Origin of the sequence: Streptomyces sp. NBC_01224 (genome assembly GCF_036002945.1) — a bacterium.
Taxonomy (GTDB): domain Bacteria; phylum Actinomycetota; class Actinomycetes; order Streptomycetales; family Streptomycetaceae; genus Streptomyces.
In genome coordinates this window covers 3,148,916-3,171,130 of sequence record NZ_CP108529.1, presented here as the reverse complement: position 1 = coordinate 3,171,130, position 22,215 = coordinate 3,148,916, and the positions used below count along the sequence as shown (strand labels likewise).

The following is a 22,215-nucleotide window of genomic DNA, read 5'->3' as shown; positions in this document are numbered from 1 at the left end:
AGCCCCTCCAAATCCCAGACTGCCGTACCGCGTGCGGCGGTTACCCGGCCATTGTGTCGTGCGCCGCTTCGACCCCGGAGGCGTGCTCCCCCTCAGTGTGCCCAGCTGCTCCGCAGGAACAGCCGAGGTGCGCCCGGATCTGCTCGGACCGCCAGTCCAACAGCGGCAGCGCGGCCTCCCAGCGGGTCCCCGTACTGGCGGGCAGCTCCCCGTCCAGGAAGGACAGTGCGTGGGCGGCCGCCAGACCGGCCACCGCAGTCGCCAGCCCCAGGTCACAGGCCTGCACAGCGGTGCGCTGCCCGGACTGCCACTGAGACAGCATCCTTGGCCACTGCTCATCCCGGTCCGCACGCTCCAGCGCCAGACACCCCGCGCACGCCGTACCCCCGGGCAGGACCAGGGGGCCGACCACTCCCGTCGCCTCCATAACTCCGGCATAGAGATGGGGAGTCCCCGAAGCGATCCACGGTTCGGCCGGACGTGGGTCGGGGGCGTACACCCCTAGGCCGTCGCGAGGGGCGACCACGATCAGTGACAGCCCCGGCTCACCACCCGTCGAGGAACCCGCCGCCTCCGATGCCCGGGGAGCCGAACCCGCGGCGGACCTGCGCACCAACTGCCGGGCGGCGGTGTCCCTGCGCTCCCCGACGGCTGCTGGTGGTAGCCCGCCGGGTGAGACGTCCCACGGCTCGGTGCACCCGCCGTCCAGAACCTCCACCCGGCCCACCCCGGCTCCGGACAGCACCGCCGCGATCGCGGCACCGACCCGGCCGGCCCCTCGCACCTGGACCCGCATCGCCCGACGGGCCGCCAGCCGCCGCATCCCGCCGCCCGGCTCGGGATGGACGACGGAGAGCGACGCAAGATCGGGGCGGTGCCGCTCCAGGGCGCCGGGCCGGTTCCGTAACGCATCGGTCTCCGGGCCGACAGCCCGCACATCGTCGATCAGGCCCGCATCCGTCAATCGGCCCACCAAGGTGTCCACTTGAAGGTCCGACAGATCCAAAGCACGGGCTTCCTCGCGCAGCAGCGGCAGGCCGCGCGTACCGTCGAGCAGTTCCAGAAAACAGCCCGTTGCGATATCCATCGGACCGAGCTTCACCGCATGAGCGGGGGTCACCCCGAATTGCACGGTGCCCCGGCCGCGCCACGCACGGCGCAGTGCGGGCTTCAACATCGGATACACGGCGTTCCCCCGGTCTGTGTTCCATGATCTCTGTGCGTGGGCTGTGGCCCGGATCTCCGCGAGATCCGTTGTCAGAATGCAGGCCGGCGTCGAAGTTTGCAGAAAGTTATCCACAGGCGTGGGGTATTAGTCGTTCAAATGGTGCATGCCGTGGAGCGGATCAAGCGCGAACCGTCCCGGAGGCGGGACTTCCCCCACCGACACCGGGTAACGTCATGGCGTGCCCGCCGACCCGTCATCCGGATTCGCCGGGGAGACCCCCGCGCGCAGCGCCGGAACCCATCAGCGCAGCGCGGCGGGCCGTCCGCCCCGCGCCTCGGCAACGAGCGCGGTCGAGGTCCGCAGGAGCAATCGCCGCAGCAGAACGGTCTCCGCGTACCGCGAGGGAGACCGCACCATCGTGCTCATCCCTGCCCGGATGTCGGAGGCCGAGGAGCAGCGCTGGGTGAACGTGATGCTCGACAAACTCGCTGCCCAGGAGAGCAAACGCATCCTCGGTGACAGCGAACTTGCCGAGCGGGCCGCACGGTTGTCCGCCCAGTATTTTCAGGGCCGGGCAAGACCCGCGTCGGTGCGGTGGGTGACCAATCAGAACACCCGATGGGGGTCCTGCACCCCGGCTGAGGGCAGCATCCGACTGTCGCACCGGCTGCAGGGCATGCCCGAGTACGTTGTCGACTACGTGCTCGTCCATGAGCTCGCGCATCTGCTGGTCCCCGGTCATGGTCCGCGATTCTGGCGGCTGCTGGAGGCGTATCCGCGGACCGAGCGGGCTCGCGGCTACCTCGAAGGGGTGGTGGCGGCCGACCGGCTGCCGCATCTGCCTGCTGCGCGCGGTGAGTGACGTTCGGCGATTCTGTACCGGGTGTGTACCGACTTAGCTCAATGTCGGAGTTTGCGGTTAGCCTGGCGCGACGCATTCACATTCGGGATGGGGGACGGTCGTTACGCATGGCCAGGGAATTCCAACGCGGCCACAAGGCCAAGATCAGCGATCTCACGCCGGGGACGGACCTGTACGTAGGTGTGCAGATCGCCGGCCCGGGACTGACCTTTGACATCAGCTGCTTCGGCCTCGATGCCAATGAGCAGCTCTCCGACGACCGGTATTTCATCTTCTTCAATCAGCCTAAATCGCCCGAGGAGTCCATTCAGCTCCTCGGCGCCCAGGCCGGTGACACCGAGTCGTTCCGCGTCACTCTGGACCGCATTCCGGCGAACATCCACAAGCTGTCGTTCACGGCGACGGTCGACGGCGCCGGGCAGATGTCCCAGGTCGGCCCCGGATACATCCGGATCGTCGCGGGTGGCGAGGAAGTCGTCAGGTACGCCTTCAACGGTTCGGAGTTCACCACTGAGCGTGCGGTGATGCTGGGCGACTTCTACCTGAAGGACGTCTGGCGGTTCGCCGCCGTCGGCCAGGGCTTCGACGGTGGCCTCGACGCGCTGCTGAAGAACTTCGGGGGCGAGGTCGCCGAGGAGGAGCCCGCCGCACCTCAGCCGCAGGCAGCCGCCCCGTCGTTCGCCCCGCCCGCGCAGGCGGCGGCACCGGCGCCCGCCCCGCCCTTCGGCGCGCCGGCCGCACCGCAGGCACCCCAAGCCCCGCAGCCGGCCCCGTCCTTCGGCGCCCCGGCCCCCACGCCGCAACAGCAGATGCATTCCGCGCCGACGATGGCAGCCCCGATGGCGCCGCTCGGTGGCATGGTGCCGCCGCCCGCCCCCGCCCCGGCTCCGTACGGGCAGCCGGGCCAGCCGTCCCAGCAGCCGCAGTTCGGGCAGATCCCCGGCCAGCAGCCCGCCGCCCCGTACGGGCAGCAGGCCCCCGCTCCCTACGGCCAGCAGTCTCCCGGAATGCCCCAGGGAGTACCGCAAGGCGTGCCGCAGGCCGGGGCCGGTCTTCAGGCCGCGCTCCAGCCGTACAAGGAGACGGCCACCGGGCAGCGTTGGACCCCGCAGAACCAGCAGCTCATGCGGGTCGACCTCACCATGGGCGGCACGCCCGTGCTCGCCCGTCAGGGCAGCATGGTGATGTACCAGGGCAAGGTCGACTTCAGCTACAAGGGTGCCGGTTTCGCGGGCCGCATCGTCGGCAATTCCACCGGCCAGGAAATGCAGCTGATGCGCTGCACCGGCCGCGGACAGGTCTTCCTGGCCGAGGACGGCTCCCATCTGCACGCCATCGAGCTGCAGGGCGACGGCATCTGCGTCTCGGCGGAGAACGTCCTCGCCTTCGACGAGTCGCTGCAGCACGAGGTCCGCAGGATCGAGGGCCACGGCATCCCCGGCGGCGCCCTGTTCACCATGCAGTTCCAGGGCACCGGCACGGTCGTCGTCAAGACTCACGGCGTCCCTGTCGTCCTGCCCGTCACCCCGACCACCTTCGCCGACTGCAATGCCGTCGTGGCCTGGTCGTCGGCGTCGCAGGTGATCATCTCCAGCCAGGTCCGGCTGCGCCGCAACGCGTACCCGGGACACAGCGGAGAGACCGTGAACCTTCAGTTCCGGGGCGCCCCCGGCAACTTCATCGTCGTCCAGCCCTACGAGGTCTGAGGGAGCCCGTCATGAACCAGCAACTCGCGGGCTACGCCCCGACCCCCGTCACGGCTCGTATGGAGAACCACGGCCGTACGATGCTCAAGGTCGCCATGGCCACCGGCCAGGACCTCTACGCACGTACCGGCTCGATGGTCTCGTACGAGGGCTTCATCCAGTACGAACCCAACCCGCCCGCCGTACGCCAGATCGCCTCCCAGTGGATCACCGGCGAGGGCGCACCGATCATGAAGTGCTCCGGCGACGGACTGCTCTACCTCGCCGACTACGGCGCCGATGTGGTCGTCATCAACCTCAACAACGACTCCCTCTCGGTCAACGGCACCAACGTCCTCGCCTTCGACGGCCATCTCACCTGGGGCGTGGAGCGGGTCAAGGGCCTCGCGAAGTTCGCCGGGCAGGGCCTGTGGAACGTCTGCATCTCGGGCACCGGCTGGGTCGCCATCACCTCGCGCGGCACACCGATCGTCGTCGACTGCGGACGCGGCGAGGACGAGACCTACGTCGACCCGGACGCCCTCGTGGCGTGGTCCCCGAACCTCAAGGTGAAGGGCAAGCGCAGCTTCAAGGCATCCTCACTCATCGGGCGCGGCAGCGGCGAGGCGTACCAGATGGCTTTCTCCGGCCAGGGCATCGTCGTCGTACAGCCGAGCGAAGACAGCACCGACCGCCTGCGGGTCCGGAACTGAGGGGGAGGGAGAACACACCATGCAGAGTCCGCTTTTCAGCTACACGGAACAGCAGTCCCAGGACAGGTACACCGTCCAGAATCCGCAGCTCCTGCGGGTCTCGCTGACCGGCCAGGACGACGTCCTCGCCCGCAAGGGCGCCATGGTCGCCTATCAGGGACTGATGGAGTTCGACGGCGAGTACCAGTCGCACGGGCAGCGCCGCGCCCGCGCGAGCACCGGTGAGGGCCTCGACCTGATGCGCTGCTCCGGGCAGGGCACCGTCTATCTCGCCAACCTCGCGCAGTACATCCATGTCGTGGACGTCGACCACGACGGGATGACGGTGGACAGCGCCTACGTCCTGGCGCTCGACTCCTCGCTGCACACCGAGGTCATCGCGGTGGACAGCCAGTACGGCATTTCGGGCACCGGCAAGTACCAGCTCAACATCTCCGGCACCGGCAAGGTCGCTCTGATGACCTCTGGCCAGCCGCTGATGATGCAGGTCACGCCGGACAAGTACGTCAATGCCGATGCCGACGCGATCGTCGCCTGGTCCAGCTCGCTGCGCGTGCAGATGCAGGCCCAGACGCACTCCTCGGGCGTCTGGCGGCGGCGTGGCAACACCGGCGAGGGCTGGGAGCTCAGCTTCCTCGGCCAGGGCTTCGCCCTGGTCCAGCCGAGCGAGGTGCTGCCCCCGCAGAACCACGAGATCGGCCAGGGCGTCCGGGCCCAGTACGGAATGGGCCAGCACGGCGCCCACGGCCAGAACCAGAACAACTCCTGGAACTGAGCCGCACCGCGCCGGCACGGACAACACTGCTGAGGGTCGGTCTCCCCGGAGACCGACCCTCAGCAGTGCCGCATGTCGATCCCTAGCCGCGCTGCTCCAGGGCTGCGCGGACGCGCGTCATCAGCCGCACGACCGATGTATCGGCCACCGACGCGACCTCGTCGTACGCGAACCAGCGCAGGTCCAGCGACTCGTCGCTGATCTGCTCCCTCGCGCCCGACGGCGCCAGCGCCGCGTACTGCACATCCAGATGCCAGTGACAGGGCGCGGGGATCGGGTGGCGGTCCAGCGTCACCGGTCCGCCCGCGAGCAGGGTCAGGCCGCTGATGCCGGACTCCTCGGTGGCCTCACGCAGCGCCGCGGCGGCCAGTGTGGCGTCCTGCGGCTCGCAGTGGCCACCCATCTGCAGCCACATCTGCAGCTTGCGGTGGAGGGTGAGCAGGACCCGGCCGCGCTCCGGATCGATCACCAGTGCGCTTGCCGTCAGATGTCCGGCTTCGCAGGCCTTCCACATGCCGTCGGGATGCCGGACCAGGTGGTCCAGATAGACCTGGCGCAGTTCCTCCTGGGCCGGGTCCAGGTTCTCGTACCCCTTCAGTGCGAGAACGGCGTCGTCGTACAGGCTCACTGGTCGGTTTCGCCCTTGCCGTCGCTCTTCCGGTCGTCGGCTTCCTCGGAGCCCGCGTCGCCCGCTTCGGCCCGGGGCTTCTGCGCACCCTTCGCGGCCTCTCCGAGCATCTTGTCCAGCTCGGAGAAGTCCAGCTGCTCGTGATGCACAAAGCCGTCCGGATCGTCCAGGTCCTGGGCGGTCGGCAGCATGTCGGGGTGCTCCCACAGGGCGTCGCGCCCGTCGAGACCGCGGGCGTCCGTGAGCGACGCCCACAGGCGCGAGGCGTCACGAAGCCGCCGCGGACGCAGCTGAAGGCCGATGAGCGTGGCGAACGTCTGCTCGGCCGGCCCGCCGGAGGCGCGGCGCCTGCGCATGGTCTCGCGCAGTGCGTCCGCCGAGGTCAGACGAGACTTCGCCGCCTCGTGCACCACCGCGTCCACCCAGCCCTCGACCAGTGCGAGCGCCGTCTCCAGCCTGGCCAGAGCGGCCTTCTGCTCCGGCGTGTCCTCAGGCTGGAACATGCCCTGCTGAAGGGCGTCCTGCAGCTGCTCCGGCTGCGACGGGTCGAACTGGCCGACCACATCCTCCAGCTTGCTCGTGTCGACCTTGATGCCGCGCGCATACCCCTCGACGGCGCCGAACAGATGCGAGCGCAGCCACGGAACATGAGCGAAAAGCCGCTGGTGGGCGGCCTCGCGCAGGGCCAGATACAGTCGCACCTCGTCCTGCGGCACGCTGAGGTCCTTGCCGAACCTCTCCACATTCAGCGGAAGGAGCGCGGCCTTGCCCGCCGGGCCCAGCGGCAGCCCGATGTCGGTCGAACCGACCACCTCGCCCGCCAGCACACCGACGGCCTGCCCGATCTGCTGGCCGAACATCGCGCCGCCCATGGACCGCATCATGCCGATCAGCGGGCCCGCCATGGCCTGCATCTCCTCAGGCAGCACATCGCCCATGGCCAGACCGACGCGCTCGGCCACCGGGTCGACCAGCTTCTGCCAGGCGGGGAGGGACGCCTCGACCCACTCCGCACGGCTCCACGCCACGGTGGAGACCGAACCGGAGGGCAGCGACGTCACGCCGTCCAGCCAGAGGTCGGCAAGCCGCAGCGCCTCGTCGACCGCGGACCGCTCGGACTGGCCGACGCTCGCGTCCTTGGTGCCGTCCGGCGTGCCCTGCGAGACCGTCTGGCGGGCGATCTGCTTGGCCATGTCCCAGTTCACGGGGCCGCCCTCGTAGCTCAGCATCTGGCCGAGCTGCTGGAAGGCCGCACCCAGGTCGTTGGGGTTCATCGTGCCGAACATCGCCGCGAACGGGTTGTCCCCGCCCGCACCGGGCCCGAAGCCGAACGGGTTCGCCGGCCCGCCGGAACCCTGCCCACCTCCGGTGGGGTCCTTCTTCTTGCCCTCGTCGCCGTTCTCCGGCTCCTCCGGCGGAAGGCCGAATCCGAATGGGGTGTCACTCACGGGTTTCCTCGGCTCGTAGGGCCGCCGGCTCGAACCGACGGCGACTGCCCGACATCACCATCCAGCGTAGACACCAAAAGTCCGCTTGGGGCCTCAGTGCTCCGCCGGCTCCCGGCCTGCGGCAGGATGGACGCCACCTGGTACGTACGCGTCATTCGGGTACGTACTGAAGACAACCGCTGGAGACGCCCGGTGAGTTCCCCAGATCCTCAGGTTCGCGCAGCGCGAAACCTGTCCGACCCCGCGACCGAGAACAAGCTCGCAAAGAGCCGCTCCAGGAACCGTGGCCCCGTCGTCGCGGTCACCGGAGCCGCGGGGGGCGTCGGTGAGCTGCTCCTCGCACGCCTCGCGGCGTCCGAGGAGATCAAGCAGGTCATCGCCATCGACGAACGCCGAGGAGAAGTCACCGAGGTGACCTGGCACATCCTCGACGTACGGGATCCCGCCATCGCGGAGAAGCTGCGTGGCGCAGATGTCGTCGTGCATCTGGCACTCGATCTCGACCTGGAGACCGACCCCGCCGCCCGCACCGCCTACAACGTGCGCGGCACCCAGACCGTGCTGACGGCCGCCGCGGCCGTCGGGGTCCACCGGGTCGTGCTGTGCACCTCGGCGATGGTCTACGGGGCGCTGCCCGACAACGACATCCCTCTCGCCGAGGACGCCGAACTGCGTGCCACGGCGGAGGCCACCGGCGTCGGCGACCTCCTGGAGATCGAACGGCTCGGGCGGCGCGCACCCCGTGCCCACCCCGGCCTCAATGTCACCGTGGTCCGCCCCACCGTCCTGGTCGGCGGTACGGACACCGCCCTGACCCGCTACTTCGAGTCGCCGCGCCTCCTGGTCGTCGCCGGATCACGCCCCACCTGGCAGTTCTGCCACGTCGACGACCTGGTCACGGCCCTGGAGTACGCCGCGCTGGAGAAGATCGACGGCGAGTTCGCGGTCGGCTGCGACGGCTGGCTCGAACAGGAGGAGGTCGAGGAGCTCAGCGGCGTCCGCCGGATGGAACTGCCCTCCGCCGTGGCACTCGGCGCCGCCGCCCGGCTGCACCGGATCGGCCTCACCCCGTCCCCGGCGGGCGATCTGGCGTACACGATGCACCCCTGGGTGGTCAGCGTGAGCCGGCTGCACGACGTGGGCTGGCGCCCGAGCTGGACCAACGAGGAGGTGCTCGCCGCGCTCCTCGAAGAGGTCGAGGGCCGGCACACCGTCGCCGGACGCCGACTCGGCCGCAAGGACGCCACCGCGGCAGGTGCCGCCGGTGCGACCGTGGCGCTGCTCGGCACCGCCGCCCTGGTCCGCCGCGCCCGCAAGGCCCGCCGCCGGATCTAGGCGGCTGCGGTCCGTCCGTAGAAGGCTCCAAGGTCAGAGGCGGTCCTCCGGTGGAAGACGCTATTCCACGATGTCGGCGCGGTACGGCACCATGGGCCCCATGGCTTCCACCCACGACCACCCCGGCGAGCAGGCGGCAAGCGACCCCATCCGGCTGCTGGCGATTCGCGACACGCCGTTGTCGGTCGACGAGATCTTCCGGGCGGTCGGGGACGACGCCGCGGGCGGCACGGCGCTCTTCGTCGGTACGGTGCGCAACCACGACGGCGGTCAGGACGTCGGTGCACTCGGGTACTCCTGCCACCCCTCGGCTCAGGACGAATTGCGCCGGGTGGCCGAGAAGGTCGTCGCGGAATTCCCGGTCCGGGCGCTGGCCGCCGTCCATCGGGTGGGCGACCTCCGAGTGGGCGACCTCGCTGTAGTCGTCGCCGTCTCCTGCCCCCACCGCGCCGAGGCGTTCGAGGCGTGCCGCAAGTTGATCGACGACCTCAAGCACGAGGTTCCGATCTGGAAGCACCAGCGCTTTTCGGACGGCACCGAGGAGTGGGTGGGCGCCTGCTGAGCGCAAGCCGATCGGGTGGTCGGCCGCCCCGATTTGCGTAACCGCACCCCTGCCGTGAGCGTTGGTCCTGCAGATGGTTAATCTGCTGATCGGTCAGTTGCGGTCGCTCATGGGGTAGGGAGGTCGTAATGGCAGCACTCGCTTGGTTGCTGATTCCGCTTTTCGCTGCACTCGGTGCTGCGATATGGGGAAGCTGGGCCACCCGTAATCGCACGGCCGGTGATGTCTCAGAACTCGCCGGGTACGCCCGGTTCCGTGAGGCGATGGAGAAATCGCACTCCGGTTCCGATGTTGTCTGATCCTCCATTCCTCCGTCGAACGTACGCAGTCGCCAATCCGCACAGCGGTGCCGGCTGCCGACGCCCTCCGGTACGGTGCCACGCCGGGCTCCACGCCCCGTCCGGACCGGCCCCGACGGTGCACTGACAGACCCTTCCCGTACTGTCGTTCCATGCCACGCCGCACCGCGACGATGCTCGCCTCCACGCTGATCCTCATCGCGCTGCTCTGCGCAGGCGTGCTGATTCCCGTGCCGTATTCGGAGATGTCTCCGGGCCCGACCGTGAACACCCTCGGCAAGGTCGAAGGCGAACCGGTCCTGCAGATTTCCGGACACAAGACGTACCCGACGTCCGGCAACCTCAACATGACGACGGTCAGGGTCACCGGCGCCGACTACAACATGAACCTCGTCGAGGCCGTCTACGGCTGGCTGGCCCACGACAGCGTGGTCGTTCCGCACGACACGCTCTACCCCGACGGCAAGACCGAGCAGCAGTCGACGCAGGAGAACGCCGAGGAGTTCAGCCAGTCCCAGGAGAGCGCCAAGGTCGCCGCACTGACCGAGCTGGGCATCCCGGTGTCGTCGCGCGTCGTGGTCTCCACGGTCATCAAGGGCAGCCCCGCCCAGGGCAAGCTGCACGCCGGCGATGTGATCAAGCAGGTCGACGGCAGTGCGGTGAAGCAGCCCGAGGACGTCGCGAAGCTCGTCACCCGCCACAAGCCCGGCGAGGACGTCACGTTCACGGTCATCCCGGCGAAGACGGCGCAGGCGGCCGAGAAAGCAGGCAAGGAGCCCGAGGGCAGCCGGAAGATCGTCATCACCACCGCGAAGGCTCCCAAGGAGAACCGTGCGATCGTCGGCATCCAGGCCGGGACGGACCACACGTTCCCGTTCCGGATCGACATCAAGCTCGCCGATGTCGGCGGCCCGAGCGCAGGTCTGATGTTCTCCCTGGGCATCGTCGACAAGCTCACGCCCGGGCAGCTGACCGGCGGCAAGTTCATCGCGGGTACCGGCACGATCGACGACAAGGGCAAGGTCGGCCCGATCGGTGGCATCAACATGAAGCTGGTCGGCGCGCGCGACGCCGGCGCCCGGTACTTCCTGACGCCGAACGACAACTGCAAGGCCGCAGCCTCAGACACCCCGAGCGGACTCACGCTGGTGAAGGTGAAGACGATCGACGACGCGAAGAAGTCGCTGGAGAAGATCCGGGCGGGGGACACGGCCGACCTGCCGAGCTGCTCGGCAGGCTGACCGTGTCCGCTCGGCGGGGACGCGGCGGGGTCAGGCCTCGAAGGTCGCTGCCAGGGCGTCGGCCAGCCCGGGCACCAGTCCGGCGCCGGTCCGCACCTCGCTCGGGGAGTCCTTCTCGCGGAGCCGTACGGCCGACTCGCGCGTACCGTCCCGAAGGACGGCCACCGTCATCCGCACCTCCTGGCGCTCCGGGTGCTTGGCGACCCACTTGGTCAGCTGGGCATCGCTGAGCCCCTCCGGCACGGAGGCCTCGGCGGACGGCGGCAGCATCAGCCGCTCCACCGTCATCGCGCATCCGATCACCGCGTCGGGCCAGGCGATCGTGGCGAGGAACTCGTCCAGGGCGGTGCCCGGCGGAAGCTCCTCCTGCTCGATGGGGGTGAGTGAGGCGGTCGGGGAATCGGAGCTGTCGAGACCGAGCTGGGCGGCGAGGCCCGGCTCCTGGGTCCGCAGCCGGGCGGTGTCGACGAGAGCGAACAGCCGGGCCGGCTGGTCCCAGCCGAGGCCGGAGATGTACTCGTCGATCTCGAGCACGGCGACGGTGAGGGGGCTCGCGGCCATCGGAGGGCCTGAGGGGGAAACGTTGGGCATGGCCAACATCCTGCCTCCTTCCGCCCCGGAAACGGGAACTAGGTAAAGCCTCAGTAAGTTGCATAGGTGGGCTCTACGATCGCTGGGCCCGCTTCACACGACCCGCGAACTTCGAGGTGCGCACGTTGGCTTTCCAGATGCCGGACCGCGGCGGAGGCCCGACCGGGCCACGGATCAGAGTCGGCCGCCCGTCCCGGCGCGCCCGTACCCTGCTCATGACACTGGGCGTCCTGGCGGTTCTCGCCATGGCGTTCGTCATGTTCGCCGGGTTCTGGACGGACTGGCTCTGGTACCGGTCGGTCGCGTATTCGTCCGTCTTCACCACCACCCTGTGGACCAAGATCGGGCTGTTCCTCGTCTTCGGACTGCTGATGGCGATCGCCGTCGGCCTGAACATCTGGCTCGCGCACCGGCTCCGGCCGCCGCTGAGCGCGATGTCGCTGGAGCAGCAGAGCCTGGACCGCTACCGGATGAGCCTCGCCCCGTACAAGAAGTGGGTGCTGCTCGCGATCACCGCGCTCGTCGGACTGATCGCCGGAGCATCCGCCTCCGGTCAGTGGCGCACCTGGCTGATGTATGTGAACGGCGTGGCGTTCAACCAGAAGGACCCCCAGTTCCATCTGGATGTGTCCTTCTACGCCTTCGACCTGCCCTGGTACCGCTTCCTGCTGGGCTTCGGCTTCGCGGCCACGGTGCTCTCGCTGATCGCCGCCGCGCTGACCCACTATCTGTACGGCGGCCTCCGCATCACCAGCCCCGGCGCGCGGGCGACCGGCGCGGCCACCGGCCATCTGTCGGTGCTGCTCGGTGTCTTCGTCTCGCTGAAGGCCGTGGCGTACTGGCTCGACCGGTACGGCCTGGCCGTGAAGTCCAGCGACTTCAAGGCGACGGACAACTGGACGGGCCTGCGGTACGTCGACGCCAACGCCTACCTTCCGGCGAAAACCATCCTGTTCTGCATCGCCGCGATCTGCGCCGTGCTTTTCTTCGCCACGCTCTGGCGCCGCACCTGGCAGCTCCCGATGATCGGCTTCGGTCTGATGGTGCTCTCTGCGATCCTGATCGGCGGGCTGTACCCGGCGATCGTGCAGAAGTTCCAGGTCCAGCCGAACGAGCAGGCCAAGGAAGCGCCGTTCATCCGGAAGAACATCGAAGCGACGCGTGACGCGTACGACATCGACAACGCTCAGGTCAACGACTACTCGGGCAAGAGCACGACGAACGACGACGCCAAGCTGCGCGCCGGCGCGGACGATGCCGCCAGTTACCGGGTGATGGACCCCAACGTCGTCTCCCCGGCCTTCCAGCAGCTCCAGCAGAAGAGGAACTACTACCAGTTCCCCAAGACGTTGGACGTGGACCGCTACAAGGACGCCGCCGGCAAGGACCAGGACACGGTCATCGGTCTGCGTGAGCTCAACCTCGACGGCATCCCCAAGCGCAACTGGATCAACGACCACTTCACCTACACCCACGGCTACGGCGCCATCGCGGCCCGGGGCACGACGACCGGCAAGAACCCGAAGGGTTCCCCGGACTTCACCGAGTCCGGTCTGCCGACCACGGGTGAGCTCGGCAAGTACGAGCAGCAGATCTACTACGGCGAGAAGACCGAGCAGTACTCCATCGTCGGCGGGCCCCAGAAGGAGCTCGACTACGAGGAGGACGGCGAGAAGACCACCAGCTACCAGGGCAACAGCGGGGTCAGTCTCTCCAACGCCTTCAACCGCGCCGCGTACGCCGTGGCGTTCAGTGAGCCGCAGATCCTCTACTCGGGGGCCATCGGCGAGGGCTCGCGGATTCTCTACAACCGCACGCCCAAGGAGCGCGTCGAGGCGGTCGCCCCGTGGCTGACCATCGACGGCGACGCCTACCCGGCCGTGGTGAACGGCCGCATCCAGTGGGTCGTCGACGCGTACACCACCACCAACGGGTACCCGTACGCCTCGCGTACGACGCTCGGTGACACCACGGCCGACTCGCTGACCACCAACCAGCGTGCGGTCGTCGCCCAGCAGAACCAGGTCAACTACATCCGCAACTCGGTGAAGGCCACCGTCGACGCGTACGACGGCAAGGTCAAGCTCTACGAGTGGGACACCGAGGACCCGGTCCTCAAGACCTGGCGCAAGGCATTCCCGGGGACTGTGGAGCCGCGGTCCGACATCCCCAAGGACCTGATGGACCACCTGCGCTACCCGCAGGACCTGTTCAAGGTGCAGCGCGAGCTGCTCACCCGCTACCACGTCACCAACCCCGCCCAGTTCTACAGCGGCAGTGACGCCTGGCAGGTTCCGGACGATCCGACCAACAAGGAGTCCGGTGCCGTCCCGCCGTACTACCTGAGCATAAAGATGCCGGACCAGACGGCCCAGAAGTTCTCGCTGACGACGACGTTCACCCCGAAGGGACGACCCGACCTCGGGGCGTTCATGGCGGTGGACGCGGATGCGGCCAGCAAGGACTACGGCACGATAAGGCTGTTGAGAGTCACCACCACGGTGAAGGGCCCCGGTCAGGTACAGAGTGAGCTCAACGGTAACGACGATGTCGCCGAGTTCGTGAGAAACCTCAAGGGAACCGACTCCGACATCGAGTACGGCAACCTGCTGACTGTGCCGCTCGAAGGAGGCTTCCTCTACATCGAGCCGGTGTATACGCGCGGTGGCACGCAGAACTATCCGCTGCTGCGCAAGGTCGCCGCCTCCTACGGGTCGAAGACCGTCTTCGAGAACAGCCTCGGGGAGGCGCTCAACGCGGTCTTCGGGGTGACGGGCTCCGGCACCACCGAGCCGCCTGCGGAGACCACCCGGCCACCCGGCACCACGCAGCCACCGGCCACCGGTGACGCGGCGCTGAAGAAGGCGATCGCGGATGCGCAGAAGGCCTACGCGGAAGGCGAGGCAGCCCTGAAGAAGCAGGACTGGAGCGCCTACGGCAAGGCCCAGGCGGATCTGCAGGACGCGTTGCAGCGTGCGGCGGCCGCCCAGCCCAAGTCGGGCAGTGCCAATAATGCGGGCAATTCGGATAGTGCGGATAAAGCGTCCGATGCCGGCAGTGGTGGCTGAGCAACTCGGTAAAGGCTCACCCCCGCGTCGTGGTACTGTTTGAACACAACGACGCGGGGTGGAGCAGCTCGGTAGCTCGCTGGGCTCATAACCCAGAGGTCGCAGGTTCAAATCCTGTCCCCGCTACTGATGGACGAAGGCCCGGATCCTTTCGAGGATCCGGGCCTTCGTCGTGCCACGGCGACTTTCTTGTGCGATGGGTGTGAAGTGCGGTTCGCGGGGCACGAGTTGAGCCCGGACGTGTTTGACTTATCTCTCTGTGGGCATGTCGACAAAACGCTGAAGTGACCTCACTGGCCGCGATATACCAGGTGTACGCGGGTTGTAGGTGGTGCGACGATGGTATTTATGGGGGACAGGGCAACTCTGTTGGAGACAGGGCGGTTTGTGCAGCGTCGCGTTCATCGGTCGGATAGCGTGATGAATGCGGCTTTTGGTGTTGCTGCCGCGGAGAACAGCGAGACCACTGAAGCCACTGAAACCACTGAGATCATCGGGACGACCGAGACCGCCGAGACTGTGGGGTGTGCCGCGACCGTCGAGAGTGCAGAGAGCACGGGGAGCACCGGGGTCGCCGGGAGCGCCGGGAGCGCCGGGGCCATTGAGGCTGCAGAGAATCCCGGGACCCCGGAGAGCCCCGAGACCCGGGAGAGCCCGGAGAGCGCCGAGAGTGAGGCGCGTCACCGTCGCGCCGCCGATGCCGGGGACACCACGTCGATGAGCGTCCTCGGCGCCCTGCTGCTGCGCCGCGGCGATCTGGACGCTGCCGAGCCGTACCTGCGTGCGGCCACCGCCGACGGCGACCGGGCCGCGGCCAACAACCTGGGCGTCCTTCTCCATCAGCGCGGATACACCGACGACGCGGCCGGCTGGTGGCGTATCGCAGCCGTCGCGGGTTCCGCCGCCGCCGCGCATGCCCTCGGTCGCCACTACCGCGAGCGGGGCGACGAGCCCGGCGCCGAGTACTGGCTGCGGCAGTCCGCCGAGCAGGGCCATGCCCTGGGTGCGTACGCCCTCGCCGACCTGCTGGAACACCGCAGTGACGTCGGAGCCGAGCGCTGGCTGCGCGCCGCCGCCGAGCAGGGGCACCGGGAGGCCGCGTACCGCCTCGCGCGCATGCTGGACCGCAACGCCGCCGACGACCCGCACGACGCCTTCGGCCGCCCGGGCCTGGGTCCCGGACCCGGCGCGGGCGCAGCCGGTCGTCCGGGTGCTGCCACCCGTTCCGCGGTGCGCTCGGACGACGGCCCCGTGGCCGGTCCGGCGACCGGGCGCGTGGGCGAGGCCGAGCAGTGGTACCGGCAGGCCGCCGCGCGTGGCCACAGGCGTGCCGCCCTGCACCTCGGCGCCATCCTCGAACAGCGCGGCGAGCCCAAGGAGGCCGGCCGCTGGTACCTCATCTCCGCGAAGGCCGGCGAGGCGCGGGCCGCCTGCGCGCTCGGATTCCTGCTGCGCGACGCGGGCGACGAGGAGAGCGCCGCCGTGTGGTGGCTGCGCGCCGCCCAGGACGGCGACGGGAACGCCGCCAACGCCCTGGGTGCCCTGCACGCCGCCCGTGGCGAGCAGCAGACCGCCGAGCGCTGGTACCGCGCAGCCATGGACGCGGGCGACGTCAACGGGGCCTACAACCTGGGGCTGCTCTGCGCGGCCCAGGACCGTACGCCGCAGGCCGAGCAGTGGTACCGCCGCGCCGCGTACGCGGGCCACCGCGAGGCCGCCAATGCACTGGCCGTACTCCTGCTCCAGGCGGGCGATGCGACCGGTGCCGAGCCCTGGTTCTCCAAGGCGGCCGAGGCGGGCAGCGTCGATGCGGCCTTCAACCTGGGCATCCTGTACGCCGGACGCGACGAGGACCGTACGGCACTGGTCTGGTACGAGCGGGCCGCCGCGGCAGGCCACACCGAGGCCGCACTCCAGGTCGGCATGGCCCTGCTGCACCACGGCGAGGAGCAGGCGGCCGAGCGCCATCTGCGCTGCGCGGCGGGCGGTGGCAGCGCCGAGGCCGCCTTTCGGCTGGCCGGGGTGCTGGACTCGCGGCAGCCGCCGCCCGGACCTCCCGCGCTCGGCGAGCCGATGCCGGAGAAGACCGAGTGCGAGGAGTGGTACGAGCGGGCTGCCGAGCAGGGGCACCGCCGCGCCCAGGTGCGTGTCGGGATGCTCGCGGCGGCCCGTGGCGACGTGGACAGCGCGGCCCGCTGGTACCGCGAGGCCGCCGAGTCGGGCAGCCGCAACGGCGCCTTCAACCTCGGACTGCTGCTGGCCCGCGAGGGCAGCGAGCGCGAGGCCGCGCTGTGGTGGAGCCGTGCCGCGAACGACGGGCACGGTCGCGCGGCCCTGCGCCTCGCCCTGCTGGCCGCCCGCCGCGGGGAGCTCACCGAGGGGCAGCGCTGGTGCGCACGGGCGGTCGAACTGGGCCCGGCGGAGGTCGCCGAGCGGGCTGCCCGGCTGCGCGAGGCGCTGCATCAGGAGTTGACCGCGTAGCGCTGCGCGGCGGCCCCCGCACGGCCCGCAGAAACGGATTTGCGCTGGTCCAGGGCGTCACGTACTGTTGGATTCAACGACGCGGGGTGGAGCAGCTCGGTAGCTCGCTGGGCTCATAACCCAGAGGTCGCAGGTTCAAATCCTGTCCCCGCTACTGAAGGCAGAAGGCCGGATCCTTTAGAGGATCCGGCCTTCTGTGCATACCCCTGCGTGCGAGTCAGAGCTTGTGGCCCACAGCCTCCGAGTACATCGCCCGGTCTACGGCCTTCGTCTCCGGCACCGGGGTGCCCTTCGAGACGCCCGAATCGGCGTATGCCTTCTGCAGCCGGTCCGTCGTGCCCTTCCGTATCTCCCAGTCCATGCGCATCGACGGGGTCGACCGCAACGTGGCCTCGTCGGTCTTCATCAGCTTCGCCAGCTCGGCGACGAAGGCGGGATCGGACTTGTAGTCGCCGGCGAAATAGGTGTTCACCGTCCGGATGTAGGCGCGGAGGAAGGCGACGCCCGCGTCCGGGTCCTTGTTCAGCAGCGTCGGGCCGAAGAGCAGGCCGCCGAGCGGTTCACCGACGGGCTGGCCGCCCAGGAACGCGTACTTCTTGTCGCCGTCCACCTTGCGCCAGATCGGGTCGAGCAGCCAGGCCGAGTCCACACCGCCGTTCTGCAGGGCGGTCAGCACATCCGCGGAACCGAGCTGCTGGAAGCTGATCTTGTCGAGGCCGCCGCCGTGCTTCTTCAGGGAGGTGTCCATCGGGTACGCGATGACCGAGCCCTTTCCGATCATCGTGCCCATCTTCCGGCCTGCCATGTCGACGTGATCGGCGCTCTCGCCGTCCTTGAGACGCACCCACAGGCCGCTCTTGGAGGTGGGATCGGGGGAGAAGTTCCCTGCTACCCACTTGATGTCGAAGCCGGCGTTGATGCCGTTCATCACTGCTGCCTCGGGAGCCGCCCACTGGGCGTCCACATCGCCCTTGGCGAGCAGCGGCAGGGCGTCCGGGGTGGGCAGCACCTTCAGTTCGACGTCCAGCCCCTCTTTCGCGAACTCGCCCTTCGCCACCGCGACCTGGAGCGGGGCTACGTACTCCGCGCTCAGGGTGCCGGTGGCAACGGTGATCTTCCGCTTCTTCGCCACGGGCCGGGCCGCCGGGGTGCCCTTGTCACAGCGGGCCGGTTTCCGATCGGGGGCGAGGTCGGCCGGGTCGGTCCAACTGCCGGCGCCACAGCCCGCGACGGGCTTGACGGTGCGCGGCGCGGTGGCGGCGCTGTCGTCGGCGGAGCCGTTCCCGGCGCAGCCGGCCGCGCCGAGCAGGGATGCCGTGACGAGCACGACGGTGCAGGTGAAGGGGGTATGTGTACGCACAGTGCCTCCGTACGAAGAACATGGGGAGCCGTTCAGGACTGGCTGCGGCCGCGGTCGCGCGGGGCCCATGGTGTGAGCAGCCGCCCGGCGATCCGCACCACTTCGGAGAAGACGACACCGAGGACCGCCACACACACGATGCCGACGAACATCACGTCGTTCTGGAACAGCGCTCGGGAGTCGAAGATCAGATGGCCGAGACCGTCGGCCGCGGCGATCTGTTCGGAGGCGACGATGACGAGCACGGCCACCCCTGCCGCGATCCGTGCGCCGACCAGGACCGCGGGCAGCGACGCGGGCAGCAGCACATGGCGGAACATCTGCCAGGGCGAGGCGCCGAAGACCTGACCGGCATCACGGTGGCCGACCGGGACGGCGAGCACGGCCGCCATGGTGGAGATCCAGACGAAGAAGAAGACGGTCGCGGCGACCAGGGCGATCTGCGGTCCTTCACCGAGGCCGAACATATTGAGGAAGACCGGCAGCAGGGCCAGCTTCGGCACGACGTACAGGGCATCGAGCAACGGCTCCAGCGCCGCCCGTACGAGTGAGAGCGAGCCCATCAGCAGGCCGAGCGCGTATCCCGCGACGGTGCCGATCGCGTAGCCGCCGAGGACCCGCTTGAGCGTGGCCCACACATCCGGCCACAGTTCACCGGCGCCCGCCCGGTCCCAGCCGTCCGCCAGGATGGTGGAGGGGGCGGGGTAGACCCGGTCGTCGATCCACGACTGTGCCGCGGCCAGTTGCCAGAGCAGCACGAGGAGCAGCGGTACGGCGACGGCGAGCGTGAGTTCCAGGACGCGGCGCCTGCGGTGGGTGCGTACCGGATGCAGCTCCTGCGGGCCCGGCCTGCGGATCAGGACGCCGTCGTCGGGCTTCGTGGCGTTCACGGTGGTGGTCATGCCGAGACCGCCTCCCTGCGCACCTCGCCGCGCAGAAGTTCCCACAACTCGCTCTTCAGCGCCGTGAACTCGGGTGCCGACCGGACCCCGCCGGTGCGCGGCCGGCCGAACGGAGGGCGGCGCTCGGCGATGATCCGCCCCGGTCTGGCGGACATCACCAGCACCCTGTCCCCGAGCACGATCGCCTCTTCGAGGCTGTGGGTGATGAAGAGGGTGGTGGTGCGGGTGGTCTGGGTGAGGTCGAGCAACTCGTCCTGGAGGATCGTGCGCAGCTGGGCGTCGAGCGCCGCGAACGGCTCGTCCATCAGCAGCATCTCGGGTTCGACGGCGAGGGCGCGGGCGATCGCGACGCGTTGCCGCATCCCGCCGGAGAGGGCGGCCGGATACGCCCCCGCGAAGTCGGAGAGCCCCATTCGGGCCAGCCAGTCGCGTGCCCTGGCGTCGGCCTCCTTGCGCGGTATGCGCTGGATGTCGAGACCGAACCGGACATTGGCGAGCACGGTCTTCCAGTCGTAGATCCCGTAGTCCTGGAAGATCATCGCCGCCGGACGGGGTGAGGTCGTACGGATGGACAGTTCGCCGGAGCTGGGGCGGAGCAGTCCGGCGGCGATCCTGAGCAGTGTGGACTTGCCGCAGCCGGACGGGCCGACGATGCAGGTGAACTCGCCCGGTGCGATCGAGAGATCGAGCGGGCCGAGGGCGGACAGGACCTTGGCACCGCGCCCGAACGAGCGGGTGAGCGCGTCGGCGCGGAGTTTGGGGCTGGTGGCTGCGGTTGTGGGTGGGGTCGGGTGCGGATCTCCCACGGGTCTCTCCTCGCGCGTATCGAGGTGCGGATCCGCCGCGGGGCGGACGTGATCGCCGCAGACGATATGACTACCCGTCAGATTCGGGAAGGGGGTGCGCGCGTGCTGGGGCGGGGGCGAGCGTCATTCCCTGCGAGTGTTCATGCGGAAGGCCCCGGTGCGCGTGATGCTCGCACCGGGGCCTTCCGCGGCAGGACTCAGGTCGTCGAGGCGCAGTTCGGGCAGATGCCGCGATAGGTCACCTCGACATTGGAGACCGTGAAACCGAACCGCTCGTCGCTCGGCAGGTCCGCCAGCGGATCGCCCGCCGGGTGCACGTCGCGGATGGTGCCGCAGCTCGCGCAGACGAGGTGGTGGTGGGGGCGGTGTGCGTTCGGGTCGTACCGCTTGGCTCGGCGATCCGTGGAGACCTCGATGACCTCGCCGAGCGTCACCATCTCGCCCAGGGTGTTGTAGACGGTGGCGCGGGAGATCTCGGGCAGCTTGGCGACGGCCCGTGCGTGGACCTCGTCAGCCGTCAGGTGCACATGGTCCCCGTCGAGGACCTCGGCCACGACGCGCCGCTGCGCAGTCATGCGCCAGCCGCGTCCGCGAAGTCGTTCCAACAGGTCACTCATGGGAACAAGCCTAACAGTGGGGGGACCGGGTCCCGAACGAGTGTGAATTTGGATGTTCACTTGACTTGGACAATGTCCATTGTAGGATCGGGATCGGCATACGCCAAGGGACAGGCTGTGCAGGACATGACGAATGTGCAGGAACGACGCAGGAGGCGCACGTGACGCAGGGACCGCTCACCACGGAGGCCGGCGCGCCGGTCGCCGACAACCAGAACAGTCAGACCGCAGGCGTCGGCGGTCCGGTCCTGGTGCAGGACCAGTCGCTGCTGGAGAAGCTCGCGCACTTCAACCGTGAGCGCATTCCGGAGCGCATCGTGCACGCCCGCGGCGCCGGTGCGTACGGCACCTTCACGCTGACCCGCGACGTCTCGCAGTGGACGCGTGCGAAGTTCCTCTCCGAGGTCGGCAAGCAGACCGAGACGTTCCTGCGCTTCTCCACCGTCGCGGGCAACCTCGGCTCCGCCGACGCGGTGCGCGACCCCCGTGGTTTCGCGCTGAAGTTCTACACCGAAGAGGGCAACTACGACCTCGTCGGCAACAACACCCCGGTGTTCTTCATCAAGGACGCCATCAAGTTCCCGGACTTCATCCACACCCAGAAGCGCGACCCGTACACCGGCTCGCAGGAGGCGGACAACGTCTGGGACTTCTGGGGGCTGTCGCCCGAGTCCACCCACCAGGTGACCTGGCTCTTCGGTGACCGCGGCATCCCGGCCACGCTGCGTCACATGAACGGGTACGGCTCGCACACGTACCAGTGGAACAACGAGGCCGGTGAGGTCTTCTGGGTCAAGTACCACTTCAAGACCGACCAGGGCATCAAGAACCTCACCCAGGCCGAGGCCAACAAGCTCGCCGGCGAGGACCCGGACAGCCACCAGCGCGATCTGCGCGAGGCGATCGAGCGCGGCGACTTCCCGTCCTGGACGGTGCAGGTCCAGATCATGCCCGCGTCCGAGGCGGCCACGTACCGCTTCAACCCGTTCGACCTCACCAAGGTGTGGCCGCACGAGGACTACCCGCCGATCGAGATCGGCAAGCTGGAGCTCAATCGCAACCCGGAGAACATCTTCGCGGAGACCGAACAGTCGATCTTCAGCCCCGCCCACTTCGTGCCGGGCATCGGTCCGTCCCCCGACAAGATGCTCCAGGGCCGTCTCTTCGCGTACGGCGACGCCCACCGCTACCGCGTCGGCATCAACGCCGACCACCTGCCGGTGAACCGCCCGCACGCCACCGAGGCGCGCACCAACAGCCGTGACGGCTACCTGTACGACGGCCGCCACAAGGGCGCGAAGAACTACGAGCCGAACAGCTTCGGTGGCCCGGTCCAGACGGACCGGCCCCTGTGGGAGCCCACCTCGGTCACGGGCGAGATCGGCACGCACGAGGCCCCGAGCCATGCCGAGGACAACGACTTCGTGCAGGCCGGAAACCTCTACCGGCTCTTCTCCGAGGACGAGAAGGCCCGGCTGATCGACAACCTCGCCGGGTTCATCGCCAAGGTGTCGCGCGATGACATCGCCGAGCGCGCGATCAACAACTTCCGCCAGGCGGACGGCGACTTCGGCAAGCGTCTGGAGGCCGCGGTCCAGGCCCTGCGCGGCTGATAAGGACGCCTGTCGTCGACGGTGGGCCGGTTCCCTCTTCGGAGGGGGCCGGCCCACCGGT

The 22,215-nt window shown here is 69.0% G+C and carries 18 protein-coding genes and 2 tRNA genes; 12 read left to right on the top strand and 8 right to left on the bottom strand.

Features of this window, described 5'->3' with window-relative positions:
• Positions 1-40: 40 nt before the first annotated feature.
• Positions 41-1,186: a ThiF family adenylyltransferase gene (locus OG609_RS13590; RefSeq protein ID WP_327273044.1), complete on the bottom strand. Its 1,146-nt coding sequence runs from the start codon at positions 1,184-1,186 to the stop codon at positions 41-43.
• A gap of 220 nt (positions 1,187-1,406) precedes the next feature.
• Here OG609_RS13590 and OG609_RS13585 point away from each other — a divergent pair, with 220 nt between their 5' ends.
• The 4 genes from OG609_RS13585 to OG609_RS13570 all read left to right on the top strand — a co-directional run bounded on the left by OG609_RS13585 (position 1,407) and on the right by OG609_RS13570 (position 5,203).
• Complete coding sequence (locus OG609_RS13585; RefSeq protein ID WP_327273043.1) at positions 1,407-2,030, top strand: M48 metallopeptidase family protein; 624 nt, start codon at positions 1,407-1,409, stop codon at positions 2,028-2,030.
• A 107-nt stretch (positions 2,031-2,137) separates the two neighbouring features.
• Complete coding sequence (locus OG609_RS13580; protein WP_327273042.1) at positions 2,138-3,736, top strand: TerD family protein; 1,599 nt, start codon at positions 2,138-2,140, stop codon at positions 3,734-3,736.
• An 11-nt stretch (positions 3,737-3,747) separates the two neighbouring features.
• A complete protein-coding gene (locus OG609_RS13575; protein ID WP_327273041.1) occupies positions 3,748-4,428 on the top strand; it encodes an AIM24 family protein in 681 nt (226 codons plus the stop codon).
• 19 nt (positions 4,429-4,447) lie between these two features.
• The gene (locus OG609_RS13570; RefSeq protein WP_327273040.1) at positions 4,448-5,203 is read left to right on the top strand and encodes an AIM24 family protein; all 756 of its coding nucleotides are present in this window, start codon (positions 4,448-4,450) and stop codon (positions 5,201-5,203) included.
• 82 nt (positions 5,204-5,285) lie between these two features.
• On the opposite strand, the gene OG609_RS13565 is transcribed toward OG609_RS13570, so the two are convergent.
• Both OG609_RS13565 and OG609_RS13560 read right to left on the bottom strand, forming a co-directional pair.
• Entirely contained in the window at positions 5,286-5,831 is a 546-nt protein-coding gene (locus tag OG609_RS13565) for an NUDIX hydrolase (protein WP_327273039.1), read from the bottom strand.
• Positions 5,828-7,279 carry a zinc-dependent metalloprotease gene (locus OG609_RS13560; RefSeq protein WP_327273038.1) on the bottom strand — a complete coding sequence of 484 codons (1,452 nt, stop codon included), beginning with the start codon at positions 7,277-7,279 and terminating at the stop codon, positions 5,828-5,830. The genes OG609_RS13565 and OG609_RS13560 overlap by 4 nt, the downstream gene beginning before the upstream one ends.
• A 192-nt stretch (positions 7,280-7,471) precedes the next feature.
• Between OG609_RS13560 and OG609_RS13555 the strand changes: the two genes are divergently transcribed.
• The 3 genes from OG609_RS13555 (at position 7,472) to OG609_RS13545 (ending at position 10,716) form a co-directional block, all read left to right on the top strand.
• Positions 7,472-8,614 (top strand): SDR family oxidoreductase, encoded by a 1,143-nt coding sequence (locus tag OG609_RS13555; protein WP_327273037.1) that lies wholly within the window; start codon positions 7,472-7,474, stop codon positions 8,612-8,614.
• 100 nt (positions 8,615-8,714) lie between these two features.
• Positions 8,715-9,176 (top strand): molybdenum cofactor biosynthesis protein MoaE, encoded by a 462-nt coding sequence (locus OG609_RS13550; protein WP_266358117.1) that lies wholly within the window; start codon positions 8,715-8,717, stop codon positions 9,174-9,176.
• Between the two features lie 451 nt (positions 9,177-9,627).
• Positions 9,628-10,716, top strand: a complete 1,089-nt coding sequence (locus OG609_RS13545; RefSeq protein WP_327273036.1) for a YlbL family protein — start codon at positions 9,628-9,630, stop codon at positions 10,714-10,716.
• A 30-nt stretch (positions 10,717-10,746) separates the two neighbouring features.
• Here OG609_RS13545 and OG609_RS13540 read toward each other — a convergent pair whose 3' ends face one another.
• Entirely contained in the window at positions 10,747-11,316 is a 570-nt protein-coding gene (locus OG609_RS13540) for a PPA1309 family protein (RefSeq protein WP_266358114.1), read from the bottom strand.
• 128 nt (positions 11,317-11,444) lie between these two features.
• On the opposite strand from OG609_RS13540, the gene OG609_RS13535 reads away from it, so the two are divergent.
• The 4 genes from OG609_RS13535 to OG609_RS13520 all read left to right on the top strand — a co-directional run bounded on the left by OG609_RS13535 (position 11,445) and on the right by OG609_RS13520 (position 17,010).
• Positions 11,445-14,375: a UPF0182 family membrane protein gene (locus OG609_RS13535; RefSeq protein ID WP_327278038.1), complete on the top strand. Its 2,931-nt coding sequence runs from the start codon at positions 11,445-11,447 to the stop codon at positions 14,373-14,375.
• 52 nt (positions 14,376-14,427) lie between these two features.
• Positions 14,428-14,501 (top strand) — tRNA-Met (locus OG609_RS13530).
• A gap of 213 nt (positions 14,502-14,714) precedes the next feature.
• Entirely contained in the window at positions 14,715-16,856 is a 2,142-nt protein-coding gene (locus OG609_RS13525) for a tetratricopeptide repeat protein (RefSeq protein ID WP_442817963.1), read from the top strand.
• An 80-nt stretch (positions 16,857-16,936) separates the two neighbouring features.
• Positions 16,937-17,010, top strand: a tRNA-Met gene (locus OG609_RS13520).
• A gap of 63 nt (positions 17,011-17,073) precedes the next feature.
• Here OG609_RS13520 and OG609_RS13515 read toward each other — a convergent pair.
• The 4 genes from OG609_RS13515 to OG609_RS13500 form a co-directional block, all read right to left on the bottom strand.
• Positions 17,074-18,216, bottom strand: a complete 1,143-nt coding sequence (locus OG609_RS13515; RefSeq protein ID WP_327273034.1) for an ABC transporter substrate-binding protein — start codon at positions 18,214-18,216, stop codon at positions 17,074-17,076.
• Between the two features lie 32 nt (positions 18,217-18,248).
• Positions 18,249-19,118: an ABC transporter permease gene (locus OG609_RS13510; protein ID WP_327273033.1), complete on the bottom strand. Its 870-nt coding sequence runs from the start codon at positions 19,116-19,118 to the stop codon at positions 18,249-18,251.
• The gene (locus OG609_RS13505) at positions 19,115-19,924 is read right to left on the bottom strand and encodes an ABC transporter ATP-binding protein (protein WP_327273032.1); all 810 of its coding nucleotides are present in this window, start codon (positions 19,922-19,924) and stop codon (positions 19,115-19,117) included. Before OG609_RS13505 ends, OG609_RS13510 begins: the two co-directional genes overlap by 4 nt.
• A 197-nt stretch (positions 19,925-20,121) precedes the next feature.
• Complete coding sequence (locus OG609_RS13500) at positions 20,122-20,541, bottom strand: Fur family transcriptional regulator (protein WP_327273031.1); 420 nt, start codon at positions 20,539-20,541, stop codon at positions 20,122-20,124.
• Positions 20,542-20,702: 161 nt separating this feature from the next.
• Between OG609_RS13500 and OG609_RS13495 the strand changes: the two genes are divergently transcribed.
• Complete coding sequence (locus OG609_RS13495; RefSeq protein ID WP_327273030.1) at positions 20,703-22,154, top strand: catalase; 1,452 nt, start codon at positions 20,703-20,705, stop codon at positions 22,152-22,154.
• Positions 22,155-22,215: the final 61 nt, after the last annotated feature.